The organism is Nonomuraea sp. NPDC050383 (genome assembly GCF_044459125.1).
Lineage (GTDB): Bacteria > Actinomycetota > Actinomycetes > Streptosporangiales > Streptosporangiaceae > Nonomuraea.
Map to the genome: position 1 here is coordinate 279026 of NZ_JBITIP010000005.1, position 26147 is coordinate 305172.

Genomic DNA, 26147 nt, shown 5'->3' on the forward strand with positions numbered 1-26147 from the left:
ACAGCACTCATTCCAGGGAGCCTCATGAGCCTGCCGCCGGATCTCCCGGCCCGCCGGTCCGGCACCGATCTGGGGGAGCACCTGTCGCTGCTGCGCAGACGCCGGCTGATCTTCGCCGGGTTCGTGCTGGCGGGCGGCACGGCGGGGCTGGGGCTGATGCGGCTGACCCCGCCCGCCTACAACGCGACCACGCAGGTGCTCGTCGCCGCCGTCGGCCTCCAGGAGCAGGGCAACCAGGTGACCAACCGGCAGCGCGAGCCGCTCAACCTCGACACCGAGGCCCAGGTCGCCGGCTCCGCCGTCGTCGCCGCCCGGGCCGCCGGGCTGCTGAAGGCCCCCGCGCTGGAGCCGGTCGAGGTGGCCGTGCCGCCCAACTCCGCCGTGCTGTCGCTGTCCGTCACCGCGGGAACCCCGGCCGCCGCGGCGGCCCAGTCGCGCGCCTACGCCGAGGCCTACCTCGCCAACCGCGCCGCCACCGCACAGGCCGCGCTGGCGCTCCAGCAGAAGGCCATGCTGGCCAAGCTCAAGCAGGTCAACTCCTCGCTCGCCGTCGTCACCAGGCAGTTGGCGACGCTCCGCAAGGGCACCGCCGAGCACACCCTGGCGAGCCACCGGCAGAGCGTGCTCAACCGGCAGGCGTACACCCTGACGCTCAAGTACGACGGGCTGAAGACGACGACCGTGACGCCCGGCTCGGTGATCAGCGAAGCCGTGCCGCCCACCGACCCGGCGTGGCCGAGCCTGCCGCTGTTCCTGGGGACGGGCCTCATGCTCGGGCTCCTGCTGGGGGCGGGCGCCGCCACGGCCCGCGACCGCCTCGACACGCGCTTGCGCACACCGGCCGACGTCGAGCGCCTGACGGGCCTCCCGGTGGTCGCCGCGCTGCCTCACGCGGGCCGCACGAGCCCGGACGGCACCCGCCGCGCGGGCACGGACTCCGCGGGGGCGGAGGGCACGGGGTCCGAGGACGCCGCCCGCCCTGGCGCGAACTGGAGCACGGGCTTGCAGAGCAGCCGCCGCGCCGGCCCGGGCCGGGACACCGAGAGCGGCCGCCGCACGAGCACGGACCGGGGCATGTGGGCGGACGGCGACGGCCGCACCGGCCCGGACCGGGACACGGAGAGCAGCCGCCGTACCGGCACGGGGCGGAGCAGGGGCGTGGGAGGCAGCCGCCGTGCCGGCACGGACCGGGGCATGTGGGCCGACGACGACGGCGGCGCCGGAACGGGCCCGGCCTTCGAAAACTCACGTCGGGCGAGCGCGGGTCACGGCGCCGCCGGAGAAGGCACCCACCGGAGGAATGCCGACCATGGCGGCGCGGACCGCAGGGGTGCGGACCGCGGAGGTGCAGGCCGCGGAGGTGCGGAAGGGGCGCGCGGGCAGCGGGCCGGAGGCGGAGCCGGGAGGCAGGGCGAGGACGGGGACGGCACGGAGCTCGCCGACGCGCTGCACGAGCTGGCCTCCGCCGCCGTCGCCGCGTGCCCCGGCAAGCGGCTCCTGGTACGCGCCGTCCCCGCCGGACTCTCCACGACGACCGTGACGTCCTCCCTGTCGGCGAGCACGCTGTTGTCGGTCCTCGACGGGTCCGACACGGGCGACCTGGCCCGGGCCGACGCCGCGCTGCTGCTGGTCGCGCTCGGCCGGACCACCTCGGCACAGGTGCTGGACGCCGCGCGCCACCTCGGCAGGCACCAGGTGCCGGTCATCGGCGTGGTGACGACACCCGGCGAGCCCGCGTCCCCGGCGCCCGCTCCGGCCGACTCGCGGACGGCACTCGGCAAGCTGGTCGCGGGCTCCAGGAGTGACTCACCGTCGGCCCTCACCGACGGCGGCCCTCCGACCGACCCGGACGCGACGGTCCTCCGCCGCCCGGAGCCGCCCGGCTCCGCCCCATCCGGCCTCCGACGGCTGGGAGCGACCGACCCGAGCGCCCCGAGCATCCGGCAGCGAGGGACGACCGACCCGAGTGTGGGGGGCATCCGGCAGCGCGGAACGACCGACCGGAGCGTCACACCCCTGCGCCGGCCGGGCACGACCGACCCTGACCCGTCCGGTCGCCGGGGACCGGGAGGAGCACCCGACCCGGGCGCGGCGAGCTTGCGGCAACCCGGGGCAACCGATCCCGACATGCCCCACCTCCGCCCGGCGCCCCTGCCTCGGCCGTGGGCGACCGACCCCGGTACGACCCCCTTCGGGGGCCCGGAGGCCGTCGACCCGGGCGCGGCGGCGGACCGGCGGGCGAAACCGGACCCCCGAGCGGCCGACCGGCGTCCGGGAGCCCACCACGCGACCGGGCCGGCCGCCGACCGATGGACGGACCGCCTGACGGACCGCGTCTCCCGCCACTCGGCGGAGCGCGAGACCGGACCGACCTCCGAGCACGCGCCCGAGCACATGACCCAGCACATGACCGAGCACGGGATGCGGCACGTGGCCGAGCACGGGATCCAGCGCGGGACCGAGCAGGGGATCCAGCCGGGTGTGGTGGCCGACGCCGGGCCCCCGTGGGAGCGGCCCCGTCCGCCCGGCCTGTCCTCGTGAGAGGGCCCGCGTGGCCCGTCGGCGCGTTGCTGCTCGGCTATCCCGTGTGGTGGGCGCTGGGGTTCGGCGGGCTCTCGGTGGTCGTGCTGGCCGTGCCGATGGCCGTCATCCTGTGGCGGCGCCGGCCGATCCGGGTGCCACGCGGGTTCGGGCTGTGGCTGCTGCTGCTCGCCGGCTACGGGCTCAGCGCCCTCATGCTGTCCGAGTCGCCCCCCGGCACCTACGGCGAACTGGGCGCGGGCCGGGTCGTCGGGTACGTGATGCGGCTGGCCCTCTACCTCGCCCTGCTGGTCATGGTGCTCTACCTGGGCAATCTCACCGAGCGGGAGCTGCCGCAGCTCAGGCTGGTGCGGATGCTCGGCGTGCTGTTCGTCGTGACCGTGGCGGGCGGGCTGCTGGGCGTGCTCGCGCCCGGGTTCGCGTTCACCTCGCCGGTGGAGCTGCTGCTGCCCGACTGGATCGGCGGCAACGCGTTCGTCCAGAACCTCGTCCACCCCACCGCCGCCCAGACCCAGAAGGTGCTCGGTTACGCCTCGCCGCGCCCGGAGGCGCCGTTCGAGTGGGCCAACGCCTGGGGCAGCAACGTGTCGGTGCTGCTGATCTGGTTCGTGGTCGGCTGGTGGGTGAACGGCGGCCGGGCCCGCAGGGTGGCGGCTGTGGCGCTGGTGGCGCTGGCCGCCGTCCCCATCGTCTACTCGCTCAACCGGGGCCTGTGGATCGGGCTCGGCGTGACCGCCCTGTACGTGATCCTGCGCGTGGGCGGCCGGGCCCGGCCGGCGCTGTGCGGGGCCGCGGTGGCCGGGGCGCTGGTGTTCGCGCTGAGCCCGCTGTCGGGGCTGGTGAGCCAGCGGCTGGACAACCCCCACTCCAACGACATCCGGGCATTCACGGTGACGGCGACGATCAGGGCCGCCGCCCACTCCCCCGTCATCGGCTACGGCAACACCCGCAACGCCCTGGGCAACCACCGCACGATCACGACCGGCAGGACCGCCTGGTGCACGGACTGCGGCCATCCGCCGTTAGGCAGCGACGGGCAGCTCTGGCTGCTCGTCATCACGCAGGGATTCACCGGGGCGGCCCTGTACGTGGCGTTCTTCGTCGGCGCGATCCGCCGCCACTGGACCGACCGAAGCCCCGTCGGCCTGGCCGGGGTGCTGGTCATGGCCCTGGTCCTGCTCTACATGCTCGTCTACGACGGCCTGGTCACCCCCCTCATCCTCTATCTCATCTCCTTCGCCCTGCTGTGGAGGAACACCTCGTGAACGACGCCAAGATGCGCCTGGGCTACCTCGACGAGACGGTCCGGCTGCTCTACCCCGGCTCCGGCTCCCCCCGGGCCCACAGCCTGCTGCCCCATCCGCTGCTGCCCCGCCGCCTGGCGCCCCGCCGCTGGTGGCACGTCGGCCGGCGGCTGGTGGTGTCCGTCGAGGGGTCGATCTCGGCCCATCTGGGCGAGGTCTTCGGCGTGCCCGTCGAGACGGTGCTGCACGTGCGGCCCGCCCGGCGGGCCAACCGCAAGCCGGTCCTGGAGGCCCGTTCCGGCGGCGAGCTCCTCGCGTACGTGAAGGTGGGCGACACCGAGCGGACCGCCGCGCTCGTCGCCAACGAGGCGGCGGCGCTGCGGAAGCTGGCCGCCGTGCCGCTCAAGACCGTCGTCGCGCCCACCGTGCTGCACCACGGTCGCTGGCGCTGCCTGGAGCTGCTCGCCGTCTCCCCGCTGCCCGTGCGCCGGGGCCCGGCGCTCCGTCCCGGCCGGGGGCGGGTGCCCGGGGAGCTGCTCCGGGACGCCGTCCAGGAGATCGCCGCCACCGGCGCCACGGAGGGTGCCGCCTGGCACGGTGACCTGTCGCCGTGGAACATCGCGCCCTCCGCCGACGGGCGGCTCCTGGTGTGGGACTGGGAGCGGTACGAGGTGGGCGTGCCGTACGGGTTCGACGCGGTCCACCACTTCTTCCAGCGGGCCCTGCGCCGCATGGACCCGGCGACGGCGGCGCGTGCCTGCCTGGCGCAGGCCGTACGGCTGCTGGCTCCGTACGGCCTGTCCGGCGCGCAGGCACGGCGGACGGCGCTGCTGTACCTCATCAAGCTGGCCGACCGGCACGCCGCCGACGGCCACAGCCCGCTCGGCCCGCCGGACGCGTGGCTCAGCCCGCTCGTCGACCACCAGGAGCTGCTGCCGTGAAGACCGGGAAGCAGGCCGTACTGGCCGTGTCGCGCACCGCCGGCCGGCTGACGGCCGGGGCGCGGCTGCTGCCGTCGTTCCTCGTCGTGGGGGCGCAGCGGTGCGGCACCACGTCCCTGTACCGGGCGCTGGCGCAGCACCCGCTGCTGCTCAAGCCGGTGCTGCACAAGGGCGTCCACTACTTCGACGTCGGCTACGATCGCGGCCTGGCGTGGTACCGGGCGCACTTCCCGCTGCGGGCCGGCGCGGCCGTACTGGCCGGCAGGTACGGCGGCCGGCCCAGGGCGTTCGAGTCGTCGCCGTACTACCTGTTCCATCCGCTGGCCGGCGAGCGCATCGCCGCCGACCTGCCCGGCGTGAAGCTGGTCGTCCTGGTGCGCGACCCGGTCGAGCGGGCCTGCTCGGCGCACGCGCACGAGCTGGCGCGGGGGTTCGAGACGGAGTCGCACTTCGAGTACGCGGTGGAGCTGGAGGCCGGGCGGCTGGCCGGGGCGGAGGAGAGCCTGCGGGCGCGGCCGTACTCCGTCCACCACTCGCACCGCCACCACGCCTACCTGGCCCGGGGCCGCTACGCCGAGCAGCTCGACCGGCTGGAGCCGCTGCTCGGGCGCGAGCGGATCCTGGTGCTGGACAGCCACGAGTTCTTCGCCGAGCCGGAGCGCACCTACGAGCGGGTGCTGGAGTTCCTGGAGGTGCCGCATCTGGGCTATCCGGTCTTCGAACGGCACAACGGCCGGTCCAGGCCCAAGTCCCTGCCCGAGTCGGTGCGGCGGCGGCTGCTCGACCACTTCGAGGTGTACGACACGCGGCTCGTGCGCTGGCTGGGCGGTGACCCGTCGTGGCGTCGCTGACACCGCAGGCCGTCGGCCGTCCCCGGCTGGGCGGGGCGTCGCCGATGGGGCGGGTGGCGCGGGCGGGCGCCGCGGGCCTGGCCGGGGCCGCCGCGGGCGCGCTGGCCCAGTTCCTGCTCGTCGTGATCGTCACCAGGGCGTTCACGGCCGAGCAGGCCGGGGCGTTCTTCACTGCCACGGCGCTGGCCCTCATGGCGGCCGGGATGGCCAAGCTGGACGCGGGCAACGGGCTGGTGTTCTTCATCGCCCGGGCCGCGACCTACGACTACCGCGGCATATCCGGATATATCCGGGCGGCGTTGGTGCCGTGCGCGGTGGTGTCCGCTCTCGCCGCCGCCGTCCTGCTCCCCCGGCTGGGGCTTCTCGCGCTGGCGCTCCCGGTCATCGTCGCGGGCGACGTGCTGCTGGCCGCCACCCGCGGGTTCGGCGCGATGCGGCCCACCGTGCTCCTCGACGGCCTCATGCTGCCGGTCGCCCAGCTCACGCTGGTGGCCGCCGCCGCCCTCGCCGCCGCTCCCGGCTGGCTGCCGCTCGCGTGGGCGCTTCCGTACGCCCCCGTGCTGGTCCTGTCCGCGTTCGGGGTGCGCGGTCGGGCGCCGCGCACCCCGTACCTGCCGGGCACGGCCCGCGACCTGTGGCGGCACACGGCGCCGCGGGCGGTGGCCGGGGCGGTGCAGGCGGTGTTCCAGCGGCTCGACATCGTGGTCGTCGCCCTGCTCGGCGGTCCCGCCCAGGCCGCCGTCTACACCGCCGCCACCCGGTTCAAGGTCGTCGGCCAGCTCGCCGGCCAGGGCATGGCGCAGGCCGTACAGGCCCGGCTGGTGCGGGCGATGGCCGAGGGCGAGCTGGCACGCGCCCGGGAGCTGTACCAGGCGACGACGGCGTGGCTGGTGCTGGTGACGTGGCCGGTCTGGCTGGGGTACGCGGCGCTCGCGCCGTGGGCGCTCGGCCTGTTCGGCCCCGCGTACTCCTCGGCGGTGCCGGTCGCGCTCGTGCTGGCCGCCACGATGATGGTGGCGACGGCCTGCGGCATGGTGGACGTGGTACTGACCGCCGCCGGGCACACCACGGCCAGCCTGGTCAACCTGGTCGCCGCCACGGCCGTGACGATCGCCCTCGACGTGGCGCTGATCCCCGGTCACGGGGCGCTCGGGGCGGCCCTCGGCTGGTCGGGCGGCACGCTGGTGAAGAACCTCCTGCCGCTGTGGCGGCTCCACCGCCGCTACGGCCTGCACCCCTTCGGCCGCCACACCCTGACCGCCCTGCGGGTGCGCTCCTGGGCCGCCGCGTGACGGCCGGGCCGCCGATCCTCGTCACCGGCCTGCCGAGGAGCGGCACGAGCTGGACGGGCAAGATGCTCACGGCCGGTCGCGGGGCGGTCTACGTCAACGAGCCGCTCAACCCCCAGCACCCGCCCGGGCACTCCCCCGGCGTCCTGCGGGCCACGGTCACGCACCGGTTCCAGTACATCTGCGACGACAACGCCCACGACTGGCTGCCCGCCTTCCGCGACACGGTCGCCCTGCGCTACCGGTTCGGCGCCGAGCTGCGCGCCAACCGCTCGCCGTACGACCTGGCGCGGATGCTCAAGTACGGCACGGCGTTCACGCTGGGCCGCCTGGCGGGGCGGCGGGCGCTGCTCGACGACCCGTTCGCGGTGCTGTCGGCGGCCTGGTTCGCCGCGCGGCTCGGCTGCACGGTGGTGGCGCTCGAACGCGACCCGGTCTCCTTCGTGGCGAGCTGGCAGCGGCTCGGCTGGACGGTCTCCTTCCACGAGCTCCTCGGCCAGCCGCTCCTCGTCCGCGACCATCCCGAGCTGCTGGAGCTGGGCCCGCTCGCCGGCTCGCCGGACCGGGTCGCCCGGGCCGCCGCGCTGTGGCGGGCGACGCATCGGATCCTCGCCCGCATGCCGGGCATCCTGGTCGTCACGTACGAGTCGCTGGCCGCCGATCCCGTGGCGGGCTTCCGGCGCCTGTACGGGCACGCGGGCCTGACCTGGTCGCCGGCCGTGGAGCGCCGGGTGGCGCGGGCCTGCACCGGGGGCGGCGGCCGGGAGCGGGGGTTCGCCTGGTCGGGGCTGTCGCGGACGGCGTACCGCAGGATGGACTCCCGCCAGGCGCTGTCCAGGGCCGCCCAGGGGCTGACGCCGGAGGACGTGACCCGCGTCCGCGCCCTCACCACCGCCTGACGACCCCGCCCGCCAGGCGTGCCGGGTCGTCAGGCGGCCGGGCGGCCGGCGAGGACCCCGCCGGCGAAGGCGCTGCCGGCGAAGGCGCTGCCGGCGAGGAGGCTGGCGGGCGGCGGGCGAGGAGGCTCCCCGCGAGGAGGCGGGCGGCGAAGGGCAGGTCGTCGACCAGGTAACGGCGTGCCAGCCGGCCGGGCTCCGTCAGCAGGCGGAACGTCCACTCCAGCCCGGCGGTCCGCATCCAGCCCGGCGCCCGCGGCACCGCGCCCGCCGCGAACGCGATGGCCGCCCCGCAGCCGACGAACCACGCGTCCGGGAGCCGCTCGCGCAGCAGCGAGACGAGCCGGTCCTGGCGCGGGAAGCCGAGCCCCACGAACACGATCCGGGGTCGCGCCGCCACCACCCTGCGCAGCACGCGGGCCCGCCCGGCGGCGGTGCGGTCGAAGGCGTACGGCGGGGACTCCACCCCGCAGACCCGCAGCCGGGGAAGGCGGCGCACGAGGGCGCGCGCCGCCGACACGGCGACGCCCGGGGGCCCTCCGAGCAGGTACACCGGCCACCCGTGCTCGGCGGCCGGCCCGCTCAGCGACCAGATCAGGTCGGCCCCGGTGACCCGCTCGGGCAGCGGGGTGCCCAGCAGCCGGGCCGCCCACACCAGGGGCATCCCGTCGGCCACGACCAGGTCGGCGCTGTTGACGAGGTCTCTCAGCGCGGGGTCGGCGGCGGCGGAGCGGCAGATGTCGACGTTGGGCGTGACGATGCGCCCGCCCCGCCCCGCCGCCAGCCCGGCCACCACCCTGGCGACGACCTGCGACTCGCTGAGGGCGTCCACCGTGACCCCTCCGACGGCCACCCTGCCGGGCACCCGCGGTACGCCGTCACCGCCCGTCAAATGCCGTGCCCCCGGCCGTGCAGCAGGGTCAGCACCGTCGCCGCCGGGATGAGCCCGGCCGCCACCGCGAGGGCGATGGGAGCGCGCGGCTCGGCCGGCCGGGCGCCGAACGCCCGCATGGCCCAGCGCCCGGCCTCGCGCCGGTGACCCAGGGCGGCGTGGTGGAAGGCGAGCTGCCCGTAGACCCGGGCCGCGCCGCGCGGGTCGGCGGACAGGCCGGCGTGCCGGGCCAGCATCCACTCCAGCCCGGCGATGCGCTCGCTCCAGCGGGCCACGTAGTGGGACGCGCCCCAGTGGACGCGGACGAGGGGTCGGTCGACGTGGGCGATGGGATGACGGCGGGCGGCGCGCAGGGCGAGGTCCCAGTCCTCGTTCTGGCCGCCGGGGGCGCTCTCGTCCACCCACAGCCCGCCCCGCCTGAACAGGAACGTGGAGGAGTGCACCATCACCATGCGGGAGCGGAGCAGGTCGGCCTCGGTCACGGTGGTGGTGCCGGCCAGCCGCGGCACCCGGTGCCCGCCGTGCTCGACCTCGATGCCGCAGCTCGCGAACTCGGCCCCCGTCTCGGCGAGGAGGCGGATCTGGGCGGTGAGCTTGCCGGGCAGCCACTGGTCGTCGTCGTCGCAGAAGGCGACGAGATCGGTGTCGGAGGCGGCGATGCCGGTGTTGCGGGCGCCGGGCAGGCCAGGAGTGAGGCCGTTGGGGAGCACCCGGAGGTCGTGAGCGTCGCGAAGGCCGGCGAGCCCGTCGAGGACCGTCTCCGGGTTCGCGCCGTCGGCCACCACGACCACCGAGATCCGCCCCGGGTGGTCCTGCGCCAGTGCCGCCCGTACGGCGGCGAACAGGTGTCCGGGCCGGTCGCCGCGCGTGGGGATCACCACGCCGACCGACGGCGTCCCGGTGGGGGTCCCGCCGGGAGCGGGCGGCCGGGTCACGCGGTCACCCCGTGGTAGCCGTACCGGGATCGCAGGGGCCAGGTGAGGGCGGCGACCAGCCCGCGGTGGGCGCCGGAGCGCCACGAGTCGTCGAACGCCAGCCCGACCGGCCCCACGGCGAACCGCATGGGGTTGCCCGACACCGTGTGGGCCGTCGTGATGTGCGCCGTGGACCCGGTGACGAACGGGAACTCTGCCGGCAGGCCGAGCCGCTGCGCGAGCCCCTTCAGCGTGGCCTCCGGCGCGGCGACGAGGTCCTCGTAGCGCAGCCGGGTGACCTGGACGGCCGGCTCGCCCCGGCGGGCGAGAAGGTCCAGGGCGATGTTCTGGGCGGTCCAGTGGAAGGCGGTGCGGGCGGGGCCCCAGCGGGTCATCGGTCGCCCGTCCTCGGGCCGGCGTACGGCCCTGCGCCAGGAGTGGGCGACGGCCCGGGGGTCGCGCACCACGTGGACGACGTGGATGCTCGCCCCGCCCTCGGCCAGGCAGTGGGCCAGGGAGGCGTGCTTGCTGGAGTCGATGACGACGCTCGCGCCGGCGACCTGCGCGGCGGCGTCGTGGACGCGGCGGTAGGCGCGGACGTACTCGTCGAGGTCGGGGTGGCCGATGCTGAGGACGCGGCGGGTCCGGTCGATGCGGTGGCGCAGGGAGAGCACCCGCTCGGCGAGCGGTCGCGTCCAGCCGCCGAAGGCCCGGTCGCCGACGGCCGTCCAGAACGGGCAGGCGCCGAAGGGCCGGCCGCAGCCGCACAGCTCGCCGGCCAGGACGCCACGGGCCCACAGGTGGACCACCTCACCGAGGGGCGCCACGCCGGGCAGCTCTCCCAGCAGCCTCTCCAGGAGCGTGGTGCCGCTGCGGCCGAGGCCTCCCAGGAAGACCACCCGGGGGGCTGTCGAAGGGTGAGTCACGGGGGAATGGGCTTTCCTGTACTAGTCGTTACACGGAACGTGGCGAGACTAGCGCGGAGAGTAACGGTAGCGTCAGTGAAAGCCCAAAAGATCTAACCGGGCCCGGAGACGGCACCGGCCCCCGCCTGTGCGGGCGGGGGCCGGAGGCAGCCGGTGGATCAGTGGGCGTCGATGATCATGCCGGCGGCCACCGTGCCGTTGGTGGCCTCGTCCACCAGGATGAAGCCGCCGGTCAGCCGGTTGCGCGCGTAGTCGTCGACGAACAGCGGCTGCGTCACCCGCAGTGTCACGCGGCCGATCTCGTTGAGGCCGAGCGAGGTGGCCTCCTCGTCGCGGTGCAGCGTGTTGACGTCGAGCCGGTAGTGCAGGTCGCGCACGAGCGCCCGCGCTGTGCGGGTGGTGTGCTTGATGGTGAGCTTGCTGCGGGGCGCCAGCTTGACGGTGTCGGCCATCCAGCAGACCATGGCTTCGAGGTCCTGGGCCGCGTGCGGCTGGTTGTTCGGACGGGCGATCATGTCGCCGCGCGAGATGTCGAGGTCGTCCTCGAAGCGCAGCGTGACCGACATCGGGGGGAACGCCTCCTCCACCGGTCCGTCGAAGGTGTCGATGGAGGCGATCCGGGTGCTCAGGCCCGAGGGCAGGTGCACGACCTCGTCGCCCGGCTTCAGCACGCCGCCCGCGACCTGGCCGGCGTAGCCCCGGTAGTCGTGGAAGGCATGGTCGGTGGCCCGCTGCGGGCGGATGACGTACTGGACGGGGAAGCGCACGTCGACCAGGTTGCGGTCGGAGGCGATGTGCACGTTCTCCAGGTGGTGCAGCAGCGACGAGCCGTTGTACCAGGGCATGTTCTCCGACCGGGAGACGACGTTGTCGCCGTTGAGCGCGGAGATCGGGATGAACGTCAGGTCGTTCACGTTGAGCTTGGAGGCGAACGCGGTGAACTCCTCGCGGATCTCGTCGAACCGCTCCTCGGAGTAGTCGACCAGGTCCATCTTGTTGACCGCCAGCACCAGGTGCGGCACCCGCAGCAGCGAGGTCAGGAAGGCGTGGCGGCGCGACTGCTCCAGCACGCCCTTGCGGGCGTCGATGAGGATGATCGCCAGGTCGGCGGTGGAGGCGCCGGTGACCATGTTCCGGGTGTACTGGATGTGCCCGGGCGTGTCGGCGATGATGAACTTGCGGCGCGGCGTGGCGAAGTAGCGGTAGGCCACGTCGATCGTGATGCCCTGCTCGCGCTCGGCCCGCAGGCCGTCGGTGAGCAGCGACAGGTCGGTGTACTCGGTGCCGCGGTCGCGCGAGGTGCGCTCGACGGCCTCCAACTGGTCCTCGAAGATGGCCTTGGAGTCGAAGAGCAGGCGCCCGATCAGGGTGGACTTGCCGTCGTCGACGCTTCCCGCCGTGGCGAAACGCAGAATGTCCATCGGTCTAGAAGTAGCCTTCCCGCTTGCGATCCTCCATGGCGGCCTCCGAGGCGCGGTCGTCGGCCCTGGTGGCCCCGCGCTCGGTGATCCGGGTGGCCGCGATCTCTTCGATGATCTCCTCGACCGTGGCGGCCGTGGACTGCACCGCTCCGGTGCAGGTCATGTCGCCGACGGTGCGGTAGCGCACCACGGCCTCGAACAGCGCCTCGTCGTCGCCGCGCTGGACGACGTCGGCGTCGGGCAGCAGCATGCCGTCGCGCTCGAACACCTTGCGGGTGTGGGCGAAGTAGATCGACGGGATCTCGATGCCCTCGCGCCGGATGTAGTCCCAGATGTCGAGCTCGGTCCAGTTGGACAGCGGGAAGACGCGGATGTGCTCGCCCTTGCGGATGCGGGAGTTGTAGAGGTTCCACAGCTCGGGGCGCTGGTTCTTCGGGTCCCACTGACCGAAGTCGTCGCGGAAGGAGAACACCCGCTCCTTGGCCCGGGCCTTCTCCTCGTCGCGCCGGGCGCCGCCGAAGACCGCGTCGAACTCGTGCTCCTCGATGGCGTCGAGCAGCGTGGTGGTCTGCAGCCGGTTGCGCGAGGCGCGCCGGCCGGTGTCCTCGACCACGCGGCCCGCGTCGATCGAGTCCTGCACGCTGGCCACGATGAGCCGCGCGCCGAGCTCCTGGGAGCGGCGGTCGCGGAACTCGATGACCTCGTCGAAGTTGTGACCGGTGTCGACGTGCATGAGCGGGAACGGGATCGCCGCCGGCCAGAACGCCTTCTCGGCGATGCGCAGCATGACGATGGAGTCCTTGCCGCCGGAGAAGAGCAGACAGGGACGCTCGAACTCCGCCGCGACTTCGCGCATGATGTGGATGGCTTCGGCCTCGAGCACGTCGAGCTGCGACGTCGTGTAGTCGCGCTGGAGCATGGGAGCTTCCTCCGGCGGTTAGCGGTGCAGGTCCCGGATCCCGGCGAGCAGGGTTGACGCCAAGTCCGGTAGGGAAACAAGAATATCCGGTAGCGAGGGGTCCGCCCTGTTGTAGGTGAGCGGCGTGCCGTCGATGCGACTGGTGTGAGCTCCTGCGGCCTGTGCGACGGCCACCGGGGCGGCGGAGTCCCACTCGTACTGACCGCCCGCGTGGACGTACGCCTCGACGTCGCCGGTGAGCACCGCGGAGATCTTCGCCCCGGCCGAGCCGATGGGCACGAGGTCGGCGCCGACGAGGTAGGCGAGCTTCTGGACGAACTCCGGCGGGCGGGTGCGGCTGACCGCGATGCGGAACCTGCCGCGCTCCAGGGTGGGCAGCTTGGGCGGCTCGGCGGTGCTGAGCGTGCGGCCCTGGGCGGGCAGCGCCACGGCGCCGGCGGTGAGCCGGTCACCCTCCCAGAGAGCGACGTGCACGGCCCAGTCTGACCTGCCCTCCTCCGGGCTGATGGTCGCGCTCCCTTCGGCCCCGTCCTGGTCACGCAAGCTGCCGCTTCCGGGGCCGGCTCGCCGCTCCGAGAACTCCCGTGTCCCGTCCAGCGGATCCACGATCCACACGCGGGGCGCGCTCAGCCGGCGCGGGTCGAGCCGGTCCTCGCGGCTGGACTCCTCCGACAGCACGCAGTCGCTCGGGCGCAGCCGCGCCAGCGACTCCATGAGGAACACGTGGGAGGCCCGGTCGCCGAGGGCGCGCAACCCCGCGGGGTCGTCGAAGCCCTCGCGGGCGCGGAGCGCCAGCAGCCGCTCGCCCGCCTCGGTGGCCAGGTCAGCGGCGAGGGCGTGGTCGTCGCGAATCGTCATCAGTAAGCTCCTTGCCCGCGGGCGACGGCCGACCAAGTCTTCCACAGGATCTGGAGGTCGAGCATGAGGGACCAGTTCTCCACGTAACGCAGGTCGAGGCGGACGGATTCCTCCCACGACAGGTCGGATCTGCCGCTCACCTGCCACAGGCCCGTGAGTCCGGGGCGGACGAGCAGCCGGCGGCGCACGTCGTCGCCGTAACGGTCGACCTCTTCGGGGAGGGGCGGGCGGGGGCCGACGAGCGACATGTGCCCGAGGACCACGTTGACGAGCTGGGGCAGCTCGTCGAGGGAGTGGCGGCGCATGAGGGAGCCCAGCGTGGTGACCCGCGGATCGTTGCGGATCTTGAACAGCACGCCGTCGGCGTCGCTGACGAGGGTGATCTTCTGGCGCTCGGAGCCGCGCCGCATCGTGCGGAACTTCACAATCGTGAACGGCCTGCCGTCCCTGCCGACGCGGGTCTGCCGGAACAGCGCCGGACCCGGGCTGGTGGCGCGGACCGCCACGGCCAGCGTGAGCAGCAGCGGGGACAGCAGGACGAGCAGCGCCGCGGCCACCAGCCGGTCGAAGGCGTTCTTGACGAGCTGGCGGGCGCCGGTGAGCTCCGGATGCTCGACGTGCAGCAGCGGGAGCCCGGCGACGGGCCTGATCGTGGTGCGCGGCCCGGCCACCTCCATCAGCGCCGGCGCGACCACCAGCTCGGTGTGGGTGCGCTCCAGCCGCCAGGCCAGCCGGCGCAGCGCCACCCCGTCCATCTCGGGGCACGCCAGTACGGCCACCGTGTCGGCGGCGGCCTGGTCGACGACGATGGGCACGTCGCTGAAGTCGCCGGCGACGGGCACCCCGGCCACCCGGCCACCCGGCACCTCGGCCGGCAGGCAGGCGGCGACGATCTCCATGCCGTGGTAGCGCTCGCGCCGGAAGAGCTGCACCAGCTCGGCGACCGAGGCGGCGTGGCCCACGGCGACGACCCTGCGCATGCAGGAGCCCCGGGCCCGGCGACGGTGCAGCGAGCGGCGGAGGCCGTACCTGAGCAGCAGCGTGAACAGCGTGACCAGGGGCAGCGCGAGGACGACGTAGCCGCGGGCGACGTCGGTCTTGGTGAGGTAGGAGCCGATGGCCGTGGCGGCGGTCAGCGCGACGCCGCACTGCACGACGCGGCGGAACTCGTCGGAGCCGATGCCGATCATGCGCGGCTCGTACGCCCGGTTGAGCGCGACCGCGCAGATCCACAGCCCGGGCAGCAGCGCGCTGACGAGGAGGTAGGGCGCGGCGTAGGGGGTCAGCTCGCCGAAGCGCAGGAAGAAGGCCCCGGCCGAGCCCGCGGCGGCGCCCAGCAGATCGGCCGCGAAGGCCCGCGCCCGGTAGGCCCGCACCCAGGCGGGCAGCCGCGGGCTCACCCTCCACGAGGAGTCAGGCCCGAACCCGACGACGGTCAGCAGCCCCTCGCCGTCGCTCACCTCGCGCCTCCCCGTGATGCGTCCGTAACCGACAGTCACCAGATAGTAGCGCCAGGCACCTGGGCAGTGTCGCGAACGGACCTATGTGGGGATCAGCGTGGAGGGCCGGAAATCTTGAGATCTGCCCGATGAAACTCGTTCTGGGTTACTTCGAGCCCGCGTTCCATGAGCGACTCGACCACGTCGGCGGCGCGGTCCACGAGGAAGGGGAGGTCCTTGCGCTCGGCGGTGGCGAAGTCGCGGAGGACGAAGGCGGCGGCGTCCATGCGGCCCGGCGGGCGGCCGATGCCGAAGCGGACGCGCAGGTAGTCGCGGGTGGCCAGCGACTTGGTGATGGACTTGAGGCCGTTGTGGCCGTTGTCGCCGCCGCCGAGCTTGGCGCGTAGCGCGCCGTAGGGCACGTCCAGCTCGTCGTGGACGACGATCAGCCGGTCAGGGCCGATCTTGTAGAAGTCGCACAGCGCCTTGACGGGACCGCCCGACAGGTTCATGTAGGTGAGCGGCTTGGCCAGGATCGCGGCGCGGGTCTCCAGCACCTCGGCCCGGCTCTTGTGCGCCTTGAACCTGCCGCCGGCCCGTGCGGCCAGCTCGTCGAGCACCATGAAGCCGGCGTTGTGCCGGTTGCCCGCGTATTCGGCGCCGGGATTGCCCAGCCCGGCGATGAGCCAGCGGTCCATGAAGTCTCCTCAGGCGCGAACACGGCTTGCGGGCGCGGGGACGCCCCCGGCTCGGGGCTCGGGGATCGGGGTCGAGGCGCGGGACGGGGCGGCCGGACGCGCCGGCCGCCCCGTCGACCGGCGACTACTCGGCGGCTTCGGCGCTCTCGCCCTCGGCGGCCTCGCCCTCGGCGCCCTCCTCGGCGGGGGCCTCGGCCTGCTTGGCGCTGACCTGGAGGATGACGGCCTCCGGGTCGGCGATCAGCGTGGCGCCCTTGGGCAGCTTCAGCTCACCGGCGGTGATGGCTGTGCCGACCTGCAGGCCCTCGATGTCGACGTCGACACCGGTCGGGATGTGGGTGGCCTCGGCCTCGACGGCGACGGAGGTCATCTGGAGGTCCAGGATGCCCTCGGAGTTGACGTCGCCGATCGTGGTGACCGGGATCTCGACGGTGACCTTCTCGCCGCGCTTGACCAGCAGCAGGTCGACGTGCTCGACGAAGCCCTTGATCGGGTCGCGCTGCACGCCCTTGGGCAGGGCCAGCTCGTCCACGCCCTCGCCGTGGAGGCGGATCAGCACGTTGGGCGTGCGCAGGGCGAGGAGGACCTCGTGACCGGGCAGGGTCAGGTGCTTGGGCTCGATGCCGTGCCCGTAGAGGACGGCCGGCACCTTGGCGGCGCGGCGGATCTTGCGGGCGGCGCCCTTGCCGAACGTGGAGCGCTGCTCGGCGGCAATACGTACTTCGGACACGACATCTCCTAGGGATGCATGGGAATCGGATCTGTGGCGCTCACCCTCACCCGCCCTAGCGGAAGGCGTTACGAGCGCGACCGACTCAGCTTACCGTGTTGAAACAGGCCGGGCTCCGCCCGGCGGGGCACCTCAGGTGTCGCCCTCGAACAAACTGGTGACCGAGCCGTCGGTGAAGACCTCGGTGATGGCCCGTGCGATGAGCGGCGCGATGGACAGCACGGTGAGCTTGTCGAAGCGGGCGGCCTGCGACAGCGGGAGCGTGTTGCTCACGATGACCTCGCTGATGCGGGAGTTCTTCAGCCGGTCGACGGCCGGGTCGGAGAAGACCGCGTGGGTGGCGGCGACGATCACGTTGGTGGCGCCCTGCTCGTAGAGGGCGTCGGCCGCCTTGCAGATCGTGCCGGCGGTGTCGATCATGTCGTCGATGAGCACGCAGGTGCGGCCCCGGACCTTGCCGACGACCTCGTTGACCTTCACGGAGTTGGCCACGTCGAGGTCGCGCCGCTTGTGGATGAACGCGAGCGGCGTGCCCAGCGTGTCGGCCCAGCGTTCCGACAGCCGGACGCGGCCGGTGTCGGGCGAGACGACCGTGGTGGTGGCCAGGTCGAGCTTGTTCTTCAGGTAGCTCTCCAGGACGGGCATGGCGAACAGGTGGTCCACCGGGCCGTCGAAGAAGCCCTGGATCTGCGAGGTGTGCAGGTCGATCGACATGAGCCGGTCGGCGCCCGCGGTCTTGAACAGGTCGGCCATCAGGCGCGCGGTGATGGGCTCGCGCCCGCGGCCCTTCTTGTCCTGGCGCGCGTAGCCGAAGAACGGCATGACCACGGTGATGCGCTTGGCGGAGGCCCGCTTGAGCGCGTCGACCATGATGAGCTGTTCCATGATCCACTTGTTGATCGGGCCGGTGTGGCTCTGGATCACGAAGGCGTCGCAGCCGCGGACGGATTCGAGGTAGCGGGCGTAGATCTCGCCGTTGGCGAAGTCGATCAGCTTGGTCGGCGTGAGCGAGACGCCGACGTGCTCGGCGACCTCCTCGGCCAGCTCCGGGTAGGCCCGGCCGGAGAAAAGCATGAGGTTCTTCTCGCCGGGCTGCTTGATGCTGGTCACGAGCTCTCCTTCGTCGGTCTCATGACCACGGTGCTGTGTTCGTTGATGACCTCGACAAGCTCGGTCATGCCCCACTCTCCTGCTGATGCTGCTGATGCTGCTGGTCGCCCGGCGCCCGGCCGACCTGCTCCTGCTCGGCCAGGGCGCGCTGTGCCGCCGCGGCCGACTTCGTGCCCGCGCGCCTGCGCAGGACCCATCCCTCGATGTTGCGCTGGCGGGCGCGGGCCACGCCGATCGCGCCCGGCGGCACGTCGCCGTCGATCACCGAGCCCGCCGCCGTGTAGGCGCCGTCGCCGATGGTCACCGGCGCCACGAGCATGCTGTCGCAGCCGACGAACGCGCCGTCGCGCACGGTGCTGCGGTGCTTGTTGACGCCGTCGTAGTTGACGAACACCACGGCCGCGCCGATGTTGACGTCGTCGCCGATCGTGGCGTCGCCCGCGTAGGACAGGTGGGGCACCTTGGAGCGCTCGCCGACCTGGGTGTTCTTCATCTCCACGAACGTGCCGGCCTTGGAGCCGCGGCCGAGGACCGTGCCGGGGCGCAGGTAGGCGTACGGCCCGACGCTGGCCCCCGGGCCGACGACCGCGGAGTCGCAGACGGCGTTGCGCACGACGGCTCCCGCGCCGACCCGGGTGGAGGTCAGCGTGGTGGCGGGGCCGACCTCCGCGCCGGACTCGATGACGGTGCGGCCGTGGAGCTGGGTACCGGGGTGGACGACCGTGTCGGGCTCGATCTCCACGTCCGCGTCGATCCAGGTGCTGGCCGGGTCCACGACGGTGACGCCGGCGCGCATGTGCCGCTCCAGCAACCGCTGGTTGAGCAGCTTGCGGACCTGGGCGAGCTGGACGCGGTCGTTGACGCCCTCGACCTCGGCGAAGTCCGCGGCGGTGTGGGCGCCCACCCGGTGGCCGTCCTCGCGGAGGATGGACAGCACGTCGGTGAGGTACTCCTCGCCCTGGGCGTTGTCGGTGGACACCCGCTTGACGGCGTCGGCCAGGAGGGCTCCGTCGAAGGCGTAGATGCCGGAGTTCATCTCCCTGATGGCGCGCTGCTCGTCGGTGGCGTCCTTCTCCTCGACGATCGCAAGGACGGCGCCCGCCGGGTCACGGACGATGCGGCCGTACCCGGTCGGGTCGGGCACCTCGGCGGTGAGGACGGTGACGGCGTTGCGGTCGGCGGCGTGGCGCGCCAGCAGCGCGGCGAGGGTCTCGGCGCGCAGCAGCGGCACGTCGCCGTAGGTGACGAGGACCGTGCCGTCGATCGCGCCGACCTCGTCGAGCACGGTGCGGACGGCGTGGCCGGTGCCGCGCTGCTCGCGCTGGACGACGGCCAGCGCGTCGGGGCTGGTCTCGGCGAGGTGGGCGCCGACGCGCTCACGCGCGTGGCCGATGACGACGATCAGGCGCTCGGGACCGAGGTCCCGGGCGGCGGTGAGCATGTGGTCGAGCAGGGCTCGGCCGCACACCTCGTGGAGGACTTTCGGGGTCTGGCTCTTCATCCGGGTGCCCTCGCCTGCGGCGAGGACGATGACGGCTGCCGGGCGCGGCACACTCACGGACTGAGGCTCCCTGTGGCTGGACGGATCAGGGCTGGATGCGGCTACCGCACCGCTACCCTCCCGACACCGCGAGGATACCTGCCCGCCTCCCGGTCCACCGCGCAGGGGCGTGCCTCAATGCTCCCGGAAGAGGACTCGAACCCCTACAAAGTGGACCAAAACCACTTGTCCTGCCGATTAGACGATCCGGGACTAATCGGACGCGCGTGGCATCCGACACACCTACGATACCGAGCCCGCCCCCCGTCGCGCGCCCGCATGGGCAACGCCTGGATCACGCTCGCCCGATTGAGGCCACCCGCCCCGGGTAGAGCGTGGTGCTAGCAGATGTACCGAAAACGCGCAAGCCACGGAATCCACTCACCTCGGGCGAGGAACCGTTGCCCATCGCACATTCGCGGCTTAGGACTTCCTTACTTACGATGGCGTAGGTTACGGTTGCGTAGCTCGGACATTCATTGTCATACAGGTCGTGAGAGGTAGCCCATGACAGTTCTCGCCGAACGTCCCACCCCCGGACCGAAGCCCGACGCCGAACCCGAACCGCGAAGCAAGGCAGAGCTCGTCACCTTCGCCCTGGTGGTCGGGCTGCCGCTGATCGCGTTCGTGGCAGCCGTGCCGCTGGCATGGGGATGGGGCCTCGGCTGGACGGACATCGTGATCATGTTCGTCTTCTACGCCGTCTCGGGGCTCGGCGTCACCGTCGGGCTGCACCGCTATTTCACGCACGGCTCGTTCAAGGCCAAGCGTCCCCTGAAGATCGCCCTCGGCATCGCCGGCAGCCTCTCGCTGGAGATGTCCGTGCTCGACTGGGTGGCCACCCACCGCAAGCACCACAAGTTCTCCGACAAGGAGGGCGACCCGCACTCGCCGTGGCGCTTCGGCCCCGGCTTCAGGTCGATGGCCAAGGGCCTGATGTACGCGCACATGGGCTGGATGTTCGACGCCGAGCGCACCAACCGCGAGAAGTACGCCCCCGACCTGTGCAAGGACCCGGACGTGCGCAAGCTGCACAAGTGGTTCCCCGCGCTGGCGCTCACCTCGCTCCTGCTCCCGGGCGTCCTCGGCGGGCTGCTCACCTGGTCCTGGCAGGGCGCGCTGACCGCGCTGTTCTGGGGCTCGCTGGTCCGCATCGGCCTGCTGCACCACGTCACCTGGTCGATCAACTCGATCTGTCACGTGTTCGGCGACGAGGCCTTCCAGGTCCGCGACAAGTCCCGCAACGTGTGGTGGCTGGCGATCCCGTCCTTCGGCGAGTCGTGGCACAACCTGCACCACTCCGACCCGACCTGCGCGCGGCACGGCGCGCTGAAGGGCCAGATCGACCTGAGCGCCGAGGTCATCCGCGGCTTCGAGCGCCTCGGCTGGGCGTCCGACGTGCGCTGGCCGACTCCTGAGCGGCTGGCGGCGAAGAGGCTTGCCTGACAGTCAGACCGTGGTGACCGGTCGCACGTCCGGCACCGCCATGATGGAACCCGTGACCGAACCCCGATCTCGCAGGCGCATGTCCGGAAGAGAGCGACGCGAGCAGCTGATCAACATCAGCCGCACGCTGTTCGCCGAGAAGGGGTTCGACGGGACCTCCATCGAGGAGATCGCGGCCACGGCCCAGGTCTCCAAGCCTGTCGTCTACGAGCATTTCGGCGGCAAGGAGGGCGTCTACGCGGTGGTCGTGGACCGTGAGATGCAGAAGCTGCTCACGATGATCACCGGGGCGCTCTCCGCCTCCCACTCGCTGATCAAGCTGGAGCGGGCCGCCCTGGCCCTGCTCCAGTACATCGAGGAGAGCAGTGAGGGGTTCCGCATCCTCGTCCGCGACTCCCACGCCGCCTCCGGCACGGGCACGTTCGCGAGCCTGATCAGCGAGATCGCGAGCCAGGTCGAGGACGTGCTCGCCGACGAGTTCTCCTCGCGGGGCTACGACCCGAAGCTCGCCCCCATGTACGCCCAGATGCTGGTCGGCATGGTGGCCCTGACCGGTCAGTGGTGGCTGGACGTGCGCAAGCCTGGCCGCGAGGAGGTCGCCGCGCACCTGGTCAACCTCGCCTGGAACGGTCTGACCGGCCTCAACCCGGACCCGTCGATCACGGTGACGACCCGGTCGCACCCGAGCCTGGCCAAGCCGCCGCGGCCCGTGGACAAGGGGGTGCCGGACAAGGCGCGCGAGCGGGAGCTGATGGAGGCGGAGAAGGCCCGGCTGCGGGAGCTGCGTGAGGCCGAGAAGGCCCGCGTCCGCGAGCTGAAGGAGCGCGAGCGCCTGCTCAAGGAGGCCGAGAAGGAGCAGGAGCGGCTGCTGAAGGAGGCGGAGAAGGTTCGCGAGCGCGAGGAGAAGCTGCGCCTGCGCGAGGCCCGTCTCGCCGAGCGGGCCGCGCGGCTCGGGCAGAGCGATTCTGGGCCGGTTGACCAGCAGGATTAAGTCATTGCGAGTTAGTTAACGTTCCGTTCAGACTTGTGGGGCATATTTCACATATGTCCGTGGAACTGCTGCATCCTGGAAGTGACCTGCCCTTGCCCCAGGAGAGGTTCCTCAACCGCGAGGAGAGTTGGCTCCAGTTCAACGAGCGGGTCCTCGAGCTGGCCGAGGACTCGTCGCTCCCCCTCCTGGAGCGGGTGCGCTTCCTGGCCATCTTCGCGAGCAACCTCGACGAGTTCTTCAGGGTGCGGGTGGCCGGCCTGAAACGACGCATGGCCACCGGCCTGCTGCTGAGAACGAAGAGCGGGCTGAAACCCAGCGAGGAGCTGGCCCGGATCGCCACCATCGCCGAGGACCTGGCCAGACGGCACGCGGCCGTCTTCCACGAGACGATCGTGCCGAAGCTCGCGGCGGAGGGCATCGAGATCGCCCGCTGGGAGGACCTGGGCCGGGACGAGCGCACCGAGCTGCGCAAGCTGTTCCGTGAGCGGATCAGGCCCGTCCTCACGCCGCTGGCCGTCGACCCCGCCCACCCCTTTCCGTACATCTCGGGCCTCAGCCTCAACCTGGCCGTCGTGGTGCGCAACCCGTCCACCGACCACACCGTCTTCGCCCGGGTCAAGGTGCCCTCCCAGCTCCCCCGGTTCGTGCAGGCGTCGCCGAGCCGGTTCGTGCCGCTGGAGGACGTGATCGCGGCCCATCTCGGGCAGCTGTTCAAGGGCATGGAGATCGTCCAGCACCACGTCTTCCGCGTCACCAGGAACGAGGACCTCGACGTCGACGAGGACGTCACCGAGAACCTCATGCAGGCCCTGGAGAAGGAGCTGCTCAAGCGCCGCTTCGGCCCGCCCGTCCGGCTGGAGGTCGAGGACACCATCACGCCCGAGGTGCTGGAGCTGCTGGTGGACGAGCTGGGGGTGGCGCCCCACGAGATCTACCGCATCGCCGGGCCGCTGGACCTGACCGGTCTGCACGCCATCGCCGACCTCGACCGCGGCGACCTCAGCTACCGGCCGTTCGTGCCGGCCGAGGTGGTCAGCGCCGACGACGACATCTTCAGCGTGCTGCGCGAGCGTGACGTGCTGTTGCACCACCCGTACGACTCGTTCTCCACCAGCGTGCAGCGCTTCATCGAGATGGCCGCCGCCGACCCGAGGGTGCTGGCCATCAAGCAGACCCTCTACCGGACCAGCGGCGACTCCCCCATCGTGGACGCCCTCATCGACGCGGCCGAGGCGGGCAAGCAGGTCGTCGTCGTGGTCGAGATCAAGGCCCGCTTCGACGAGCACGCCAACATCTCGTGGGCCCGCAAGCTGGAGCGTGCCGGCTGCCACGTCGTCTACGGCGTCGTCGGGCTCAAGACCCACTGCAAGCTCGCCCTCGTCGTGCGGCAGGAGCCCTCCGGGGAGCTGCGCAGCTACTGCCACATCGGCACCGGCAACTACAACAACAAGACCGCCCGGCAGTACGAGGACTTCGGCCTGCTCACGGCGGACCCGCTGGTCGGCGAGGACGTCACCGACCTGTTCATCCACCTGACCGGCTACTCCAACCACTCGGCCTACCGCCGGCTGCTGGTCGCCCCGCACTCGCTGCGCGGCGGGCTGCTGGCCCGGATCGAGCGGGAGATCGCCCACCAGCGGGCCGGGCGGCCCGCGCGCATCAGGATCAAGACGAACTCCCTGGTGGACGAGCCGCTCATTGACGCGCTCTACCGCGCCTCACGGGCGGGCGTGCCCGTGGACCTGTGGGTGCGGGGCGTGTGCATCCTGCGGCCCGGCGTGCCCGACCTGTCGGAGAACATCCGGGTCCGGTCGGTGCTGGGCAGGTTCCTGGAGCATTCGCGGGTGTACGAGTTCGGGCTCGGCCGGCGCCCCGAGGTGTGGATCGGCAGTGCCGACCTGATGCGCCGCAATCTGGACCGCCGGGTCGAGGCCCTGGTCAAGGTCACCTCGTCGCAGCACCGGGCGTACCTGATCGACCTCATGGACCGGGTCATGGCCGAGACCACCAACGCCTGGTGGCTCGACGGCGACGGCAAGTGGATCCACCACCCCGGCGAGGACCTGCAGAACCACCTGATCGCCACGCGCCGCTGGAGGACCGTTGACGACGACTGACGACCCGCTGCGCGCGGCCGGAGCCGTCGTCTGGCGCGGCGACGCGGCCGCGCCGGAGGTCGCCCTCATCCACCGCCCCCGCTACGACGACTGGACGTACCCCAAGGGCAAGCTCAAGGCCGGCGAGCACCCGGTGGCCGCCGCCCTGCGCGAGGTGCGCGAGGAGACGGGCCTCAGGATCGCGCTCGGCCGCGCCCTGCCGCCCGTCCACTATCCGTACAAGGACCGGCTCAAGCGGGTCGACTACTGGACGGCCCGGGTCGTGGGGGACGACGGCTTCGCGCCCGGCGACGAGGTGGACGAGCTGCGCTGGCTGCCGGCGGAGGAGGCCCGCGCCCTGCTCACCCACGCGTGGGACGCCGATCTGACCGACGCCTTCATGGCCGCGCCGCTCACGACCACCCCGCTCGTCCTCGTACGGCATGGCTTCGCCGGGTCCCGGCGGGAATGGGACGGGGACGACATGTTGCGCCCGCTCGACGCCGACGGCGTGGCCCAGGCGGCGACGCTGGCCGCGGTGCTCCCCGCCTACCGGCCCGAGGAGGTGGTCAGCTCGCCGAGCCTGCGCTGCGTGCAGACGGTCGAGCCGTACGGCGCCCCGGTGCGGCTGGAGCCGCTGCTGAGCGAGGAGAGCCAGGACCCGGAGAAGACCCCCGCGCTGGTGGCCATGCTGCGCGGGCCGGCGGTCGTGTGCAGCCACGGCAAGGTGCTGCCCCACCTGATCATGCGGCTCAGCGGCGACGACGTCCGGCTGGAGAAGGGGGAGTTCGCGGTGCTGCACCGGGTGGACGGGCGGGTCGTCGGCGTGGAGCGCTACCCCACCTGACGCCGGCCGTTCCTAGGGGTTCAGCCTGCTGAGCGCCTTGCCGGCCGCCGTGGCCGTGCGGGCCCACGTCCGGGGGAAGTCCTCCAGGGCGCGGTCCGCGACGGCGCGCTCCAGCCCGATCAGCAGCCCGTAGGTGAAGGTGTCCTCCCCCGCCTCGCGGGCGCTCTCCGCCTCCTTGACCAGCGTCTCCTGGGCCACCACGGCGTCCTGGTGGGCGCCCAGCGCGTCCTGGACGCCCTCGGCCAGCTTGGCCAGCCGTGGCGTCCCGGGGCCGAGGACGGCTCTGACCGCCTCGGCGGTGTAGCGGGCGCGCTTGGCGGCCTTGCGGACCTCGTGCATGGCCGTCTCGTGGCGCTGCGGGTCGTCGATCGCCTGGGCGGCCTCGTACTTCCGGGCCACCCGCTCCCAGTTCGCGGCGGCCACGGCGGCCAGCTCCTCCCCTGCCGGCCGGACGGCGCGCTTGCCCTGCTCCGGCTCGGCCGCCAGCTGCTCCAGGGCGTCGAGCAGCCGGTAGTAGCGCTCGCCGCTCAGCGCCTCGCGGATCCGCCCGTACGCCTCGGCCTCGCGGGCGCGCAGGCCGTCGCCGAGCCTGTGCCGGACGGGGCCGGTGACCAGCTCGGGCGCGAGCTCCGCCAGCTCCTCGGCGAACCTGCCCCGGATCACCTCCAGGTCGCGGGCCTCCCCGAGCACGCTGCCGAGCCACTTGAGCTCGTCCTGGACCTGGCCGGTGTTCTTGACGATCTTCTTGAACGCCTTGAGCGCGCTGCGCAGCCGCCGGGAGGCGACCCGCATCTGGTGGACGGCGTCCTTCTCCGCCAGCCGTACCTGGGGGTCCTGGGCGAGCAGGGCACGGACCTGGCCGGAGAGGTATCCGGTCACCACCTCGCCGGCGCTGCCCGGCTCGGTCGGCGGCGCGGGCGGGGCGGGCACGTCGAGGAGCCGGGCGAGCTTGCTGGCCGCGCCGGACGGGGTCGCTCCCGCCTTCCTGAGCCGTTTGCCGACCTTGGCGAGCACCGCGGCGTCGCCGTCGAGCAGCTCCGCCTCCACCTCCCGCCAGCGCACGATCCGCAGCTGCTCGCCGAAGACCGTGCCCTTGACGCGGTCGTCGGCGACCTCCACGAGCCGCCTGTCGCCCTCACGGACGACCGTGACGCTCCTGCGGGTCTCCAGCTCGGCCACCGCCTGGAGCGGCGCGCCCCGTGTGTGGCCGCGGACGAGCTCGGCCAGGTCGTCCGGCACCACCCTGACGCTGCGGGTCAGGGGCCGGCCGATCTCCTGGCGGGCGCCCTTGGCTTGGGGCAGCTTGAGGTGCCAGCCGGCGTCGTCGCCGCCCCTGCGGCGCCTGAGCGTGATGCCGTGGGCGGCCAGCCGCAGGTCAGGCGTGTCGTAGTAGATCGCCACGAGCGTGTGGCTCTTGGGCCCCACGACCTGTCCGACCCGGCTCAGGTCCGGAATCGCGTAATCGGGGGGAACGTCGAACTTGTCCTCGATCTCGATGCCCACCACACCTCACAAGGTCCATATATGGACAATCATGCCACTGTGCGGCGAACAATCA

22 protein-coding genes and 1 tRNA gene are annotated in these 26147 nt (G+C 72.7%); 10 read left to right on the forward strand and 13 right to left on the reverse strand.

The features are described from left to right. The first annotated feature begins 24 nt into the window (after nt 1–24). Genes ACIBG4_RS15435 through ACIBG4_RS15460 form a run of 6 tightly spaced genes read left to right on the forward strand, consistent with a single transcriptional unit; the run spans nt 25 to nt 7765 of the window. Complete coding sequence (locus tag ACIBG4_RS15435) at nt 25–2541, forward strand: Wzz/FepE/Etk N-terminal domain-containing protein (RefSeq protein WP_397202312.1); 2517 nt, start codon at nt 25–27, stop codon at nt 2539–2541. Beyond that, the gene (locus tag ACIBG4_RS15440; protein ID WP_310709667.1) at nt 2538–3806 is read left to right on the forward strand and encodes a hypothetical protein; all 1269 of its coding nucleotides are present in this window, start codon (nt 2538–2540) and stop codon (nt 3804–3806) included. The genes ACIBG4_RS15435 and ACIBG4_RS15440 overlap by 4 nt, the downstream gene beginning before the upstream one ends. Beyond that, a complete protein-coding gene (locus tag ACIBG4_RS15445; protein WP_397202313.1) occupies nt 3803–4726 on the forward strand; it encodes a hypothetical protein in 924 nt (307 codons plus the stop codon). The genes ACIBG4_RS15440 and ACIBG4_RS15445 overlap by 4 nt, the downstream gene beginning before the upstream one ends. Beyond that, nucleotides 4723–5577: a sulfotransferase family protein gene (locus tag ACIBG4_RS15450; RefSeq protein WP_397202314.1), complete on the forward strand. Its 855-nt coding sequence runs from the start codon at nt 4723–4725 to the stop codon at nt 5575–5577. The genes ACIBG4_RS15445 and ACIBG4_RS15450 overlap by 4 nt, the downstream gene beginning before the upstream one ends. Further along, nucleotides 5565–6869: a lipopolysaccharide biosynthesis protein gene (locus ACIBG4_RS15455; protein ID WP_397202315.1), complete on the forward strand. Its 1305-nt coding sequence runs from the start codon at nt 5565–5567 to the stop codon at nt 6867–6869. The genes ACIBG4_RS15450 and ACIBG4_RS15455 overlap by 13 nt, the downstream gene beginning before the upstream one ends. Further along, nucleotides 6866–7765, forward strand: coding sequence for a sulfotransferase (locus tag ACIBG4_RS15460; RefSeq protein WP_397202316.1), 900 nt, complete (start codon nt 6866–6868; stop codon nt 7763–7765). Before ACIBG4_RS15455 ends, ACIBG4_RS15460 begins: the two co-directional genes overlap by 4 nt. On the opposite strand, the gene ACIBG4_RS15465 is transcribed toward ACIBG4_RS15460, so the two are convergent. The 12 genes from ACIBG4_RS15465 to ACIBG4_RS15520 form a co-directional block, all read right to left on the reverse strand. Next, nucleotides 7752–8594, reverse strand: coding sequence for a WecB/TagA/CpsF family glycosyltransferase (locus ACIBG4_RS15465; protein WP_397202317.1), 843 nt, complete (start codon nt 8592–8594; stop codon nt 7752–7754). The two genes, ACIBG4_RS15460 and ACIBG4_RS15465, sit on opposite strands and share 14 nt — an antisense overlap. Before the next feature lie 56 nt (nt 8595–8650). Next, complete coding sequence (locus ACIBG4_RS15470) at nt 8651–9589, reverse strand: glycosyltransferase family 2 protein (protein ID WP_397202318.1); 939 nt, start codon at nt 9587–9589, stop codon at nt 8651–8653. Then, a complete protein-coding gene (locus ACIBG4_RS15475) occupies nt 9586–10467 on the reverse strand; it encodes a sulfotransferase (RefSeq protein WP_310709660.1) in 882 nt (293 codons plus the stop codon). The genes ACIBG4_RS15470 and ACIBG4_RS15475 overlap by 4 nt, the downstream gene beginning before the upstream one ends. A gap of 185 nt (nt 10468–10652) precedes the next feature. Beyond that, nucleotides 10653–11915 carry a sulfate adenylyltransferase subunit CysN gene (gene cysN, locus ACIBG4_RS15480; protein WP_397202319.1) on the reverse strand — a complete coding sequence of 421 codons (1263 nt, stop codon included), beginning with the start codon at nt 11913–11915 and terminating at the stop codon, nt 10653–10655. A gap of 4 nt (nt 11916–11919) precedes the next feature. Continuing rightward, a complete protein-coding gene (gene cysD, locus ACIBG4_RS15485) occupies nt 11920–12834 on the reverse strand; it encodes a sulfate adenylyltransferase subunit CysD (RefSeq protein ID WP_310709658.1) in 915 nt (304 codons plus the stop codon). 18 nt (nt 12835–12852) lie between these two features. Further along, entirely contained in the window at nt 12853–13692 is an 840-nt protein-coding gene (locus ACIBG4_RS15490) for a 3'(2'),5'-bisphosphate nucleotidase CysQ (protein ID WP_397202320.1), read from the reverse strand. Then, nucleotides 13692–15131 carry a sugar transferase gene (locus ACIBG4_RS15495; protein WP_397202501.1) on the reverse strand — a complete coding sequence of 480 codons (1440 nt, stop codon included), beginning with the start codon at nt 15129–15131 and terminating at the stop codon, nt 13692–13694. The genes ACIBG4_RS15490 and ACIBG4_RS15495 overlap by 1 nt, the downstream gene beginning before the upstream one ends. A gap of 113 nt (nt 15132–15244) precedes the next feature. Continuing rightward, nucleotides 15245–15829 (reverse strand): aminoacyl-tRNA hydrolase, encoded by a 585-nt coding sequence (pth, locus tag ACIBG4_RS15500; protein ID WP_310709655.1) that lies wholly within the window; start codon nt 15827–15829, stop codon nt 15245–15247. Nucleotides 15830–15953: 124 nt separating this feature from the next. After that, nucleotides 15954–16559 carry a 50S ribosomal protein L25/general stress protein Ctc gene (locus tag ACIBG4_RS15505; RefSeq protein ID WP_310709654.1) on the reverse strand — a complete coding sequence of 202 codons (606 nt, stop codon included), beginning with the start codon at nt 16557–16559 and terminating at the stop codon, nt 15954–15956. A gap of 132 nt (nt 16560–16691) precedes the next feature. Continuing rightward, the gene (locus ACIBG4_RS15510) at nt 16692–17669 is read right to left on the reverse strand and encodes a ribose-phosphate diphosphokinase (protein WP_310709653.1); all 978 of its coding nucleotides are present in this window, start codon (nt 17667–17669) and stop codon (nt 16692–16694) included. A gap of 64 nt (nt 17670–17733) precedes the next feature. Then, nucleotides 17734–19227 (reverse strand): bifunctional UDP-N-acetylglucosamine diphosphorylase/glucosamine-1-phosphate N-acetyltransferase GlmU, encoded by a 1494-nt coding sequence (glmU, locus tag ACIBG4_RS15515; protein WP_397202321.1) that lies wholly within the window; start codon nt 19225–19227, stop codon nt 17734–17736. Nucleotides 19228–19350: 123 nt separating this feature from the next. Then, nucleotides 19351–19422: transfer RNA gene (locus ACIBG4_RS15520), tRNA-Gln, on the reverse strand. Nucleotides 19423–19716: 294 nt separating this feature from the next. Between ACIBG4_RS15520 and ACIBG4_RS15525 the strand changes: the two genes are divergently transcribed. The 4 genes from ACIBG4_RS15525 to ACIBG4_RS15540 all read left to right on the forward strand — a co-directional run bounded on the left by ACIBG4_RS15525 (nt 19717) and on the right by ACIBG4_RS15540 (nt 24589). Beyond that, nucleotides 19717–20655: an acyl-CoA desaturase gene (locus ACIBG4_RS15525; protein WP_397202322.1), complete on the forward strand. Its 939-nt coding sequence runs from the start codon at nt 19717–19719 to the stop codon at nt 20653–20655. 79 nt (nt 20656–20734) lie between these two features. Further along, the gene (locus ACIBG4_RS15530; protein WP_397202502.1) at nt 20735–21646 is read left to right on the forward strand and encodes a TetR family transcriptional regulator; all 912 of its coding nucleotides are present in this window, start codon (nt 20735–20737) and stop codon (nt 21644–21646) included. Nucleotides 21647–21699: 53 nt separating this feature from the next. After that, the gene (locus ACIBG4_RS15535) at nt 21700–23763 is read left to right on the forward strand and encodes an RNA degradosome polyphosphate kinase (RefSeq protein WP_397202323.1); all 2064 of its coding nucleotides are present in this window, start codon (nt 21700–21702) and stop codon (nt 23761–23763) included. Further along, entirely contained in the window at nt 23750–24589 is an 840-nt protein-coding gene (locus ACIBG4_RS15540) for an NUDIX domain-containing protein (RefSeq protein WP_397202324.1), read from the forward strand. The genes ACIBG4_RS15535 and ACIBG4_RS15540 overlap by 14 nt, the downstream gene beginning before the upstream one ends. A 12-nt stretch (nt 24590–24601) precedes the next feature. Here the strand turns inward: ACIBG4_RS15540 and ACIBG4_RS15545 are convergent, their stop codons facing one another. Continuing rightward, complete coding sequence (locus tag ACIBG4_RS15545) at nt 24602–26092, reverse strand: CHAD domain-containing protein (protein ID WP_397202325.1); 1491 nt, start codon at nt 26090–26092, stop codon at nt 24602–24604. Nucleotides 26093–26147: the final 55 nt, after the last annotated feature.

Bases quoted from the DNA above. Each gene is read 5' to 3' on its own strand.
- ACIBG4_RS15435 (WP_397202312.1), top strand. From the start codon at position 25: ATGAGCCTGCCGCCGGATCTCCCGGCCCGCCGGTCCGGCACCGATCTG.
- cysN (WP_397202319.1), bottom strand. From the start codon at position 11,915: ATGGACATTCTGCGTTTCGCCACGGCGGGAAGCGTCGACGACGGCAAG.
- cysD (WP_310709658.1), bottom strand. From the start codon at position 12,834: ATGCTCCAGCGCGACTACACGACGTCGCAGCTCGACGTGCTCGAGGCC.
- ACIBG4_RS15490 (WP_397202320.1), bottom strand. From the start codon at position 13,692: ATGACGATTCGCGACGACCACGCCCTCGCCGCTGACCTGGCCACCGAG.
- pth (WP_310709655.1), bottom strand. From the start codon at position 15,829: ATGGACCGCTGGCTCATCGCCGGGCTGGGCAATCCCGGCGCCGAATAC.
- ACIBG4_RS15525 (WP_397202322.1), top strand. From the start codon at position 19,717: ATGACAGTTCTCGCCGAACGTCCCACCCCCGGACCGAAGCCCGACGCC.
- ACIBG4_RS15530 (WP_397202502.1), top strand. From the start codon at position 20,735: ATGTCCGGAAGAGAGCGACGCGAGCAGCTGATCAACATCAGCCGCACG.
- ACIBG4_RS15535 (WP_397202323.1), top strand. From the start codon at position 21,700: ATGTCCGTGGAACTGCTGCATCCTGGAAGTGACCTGCCCTTGCCCCAG.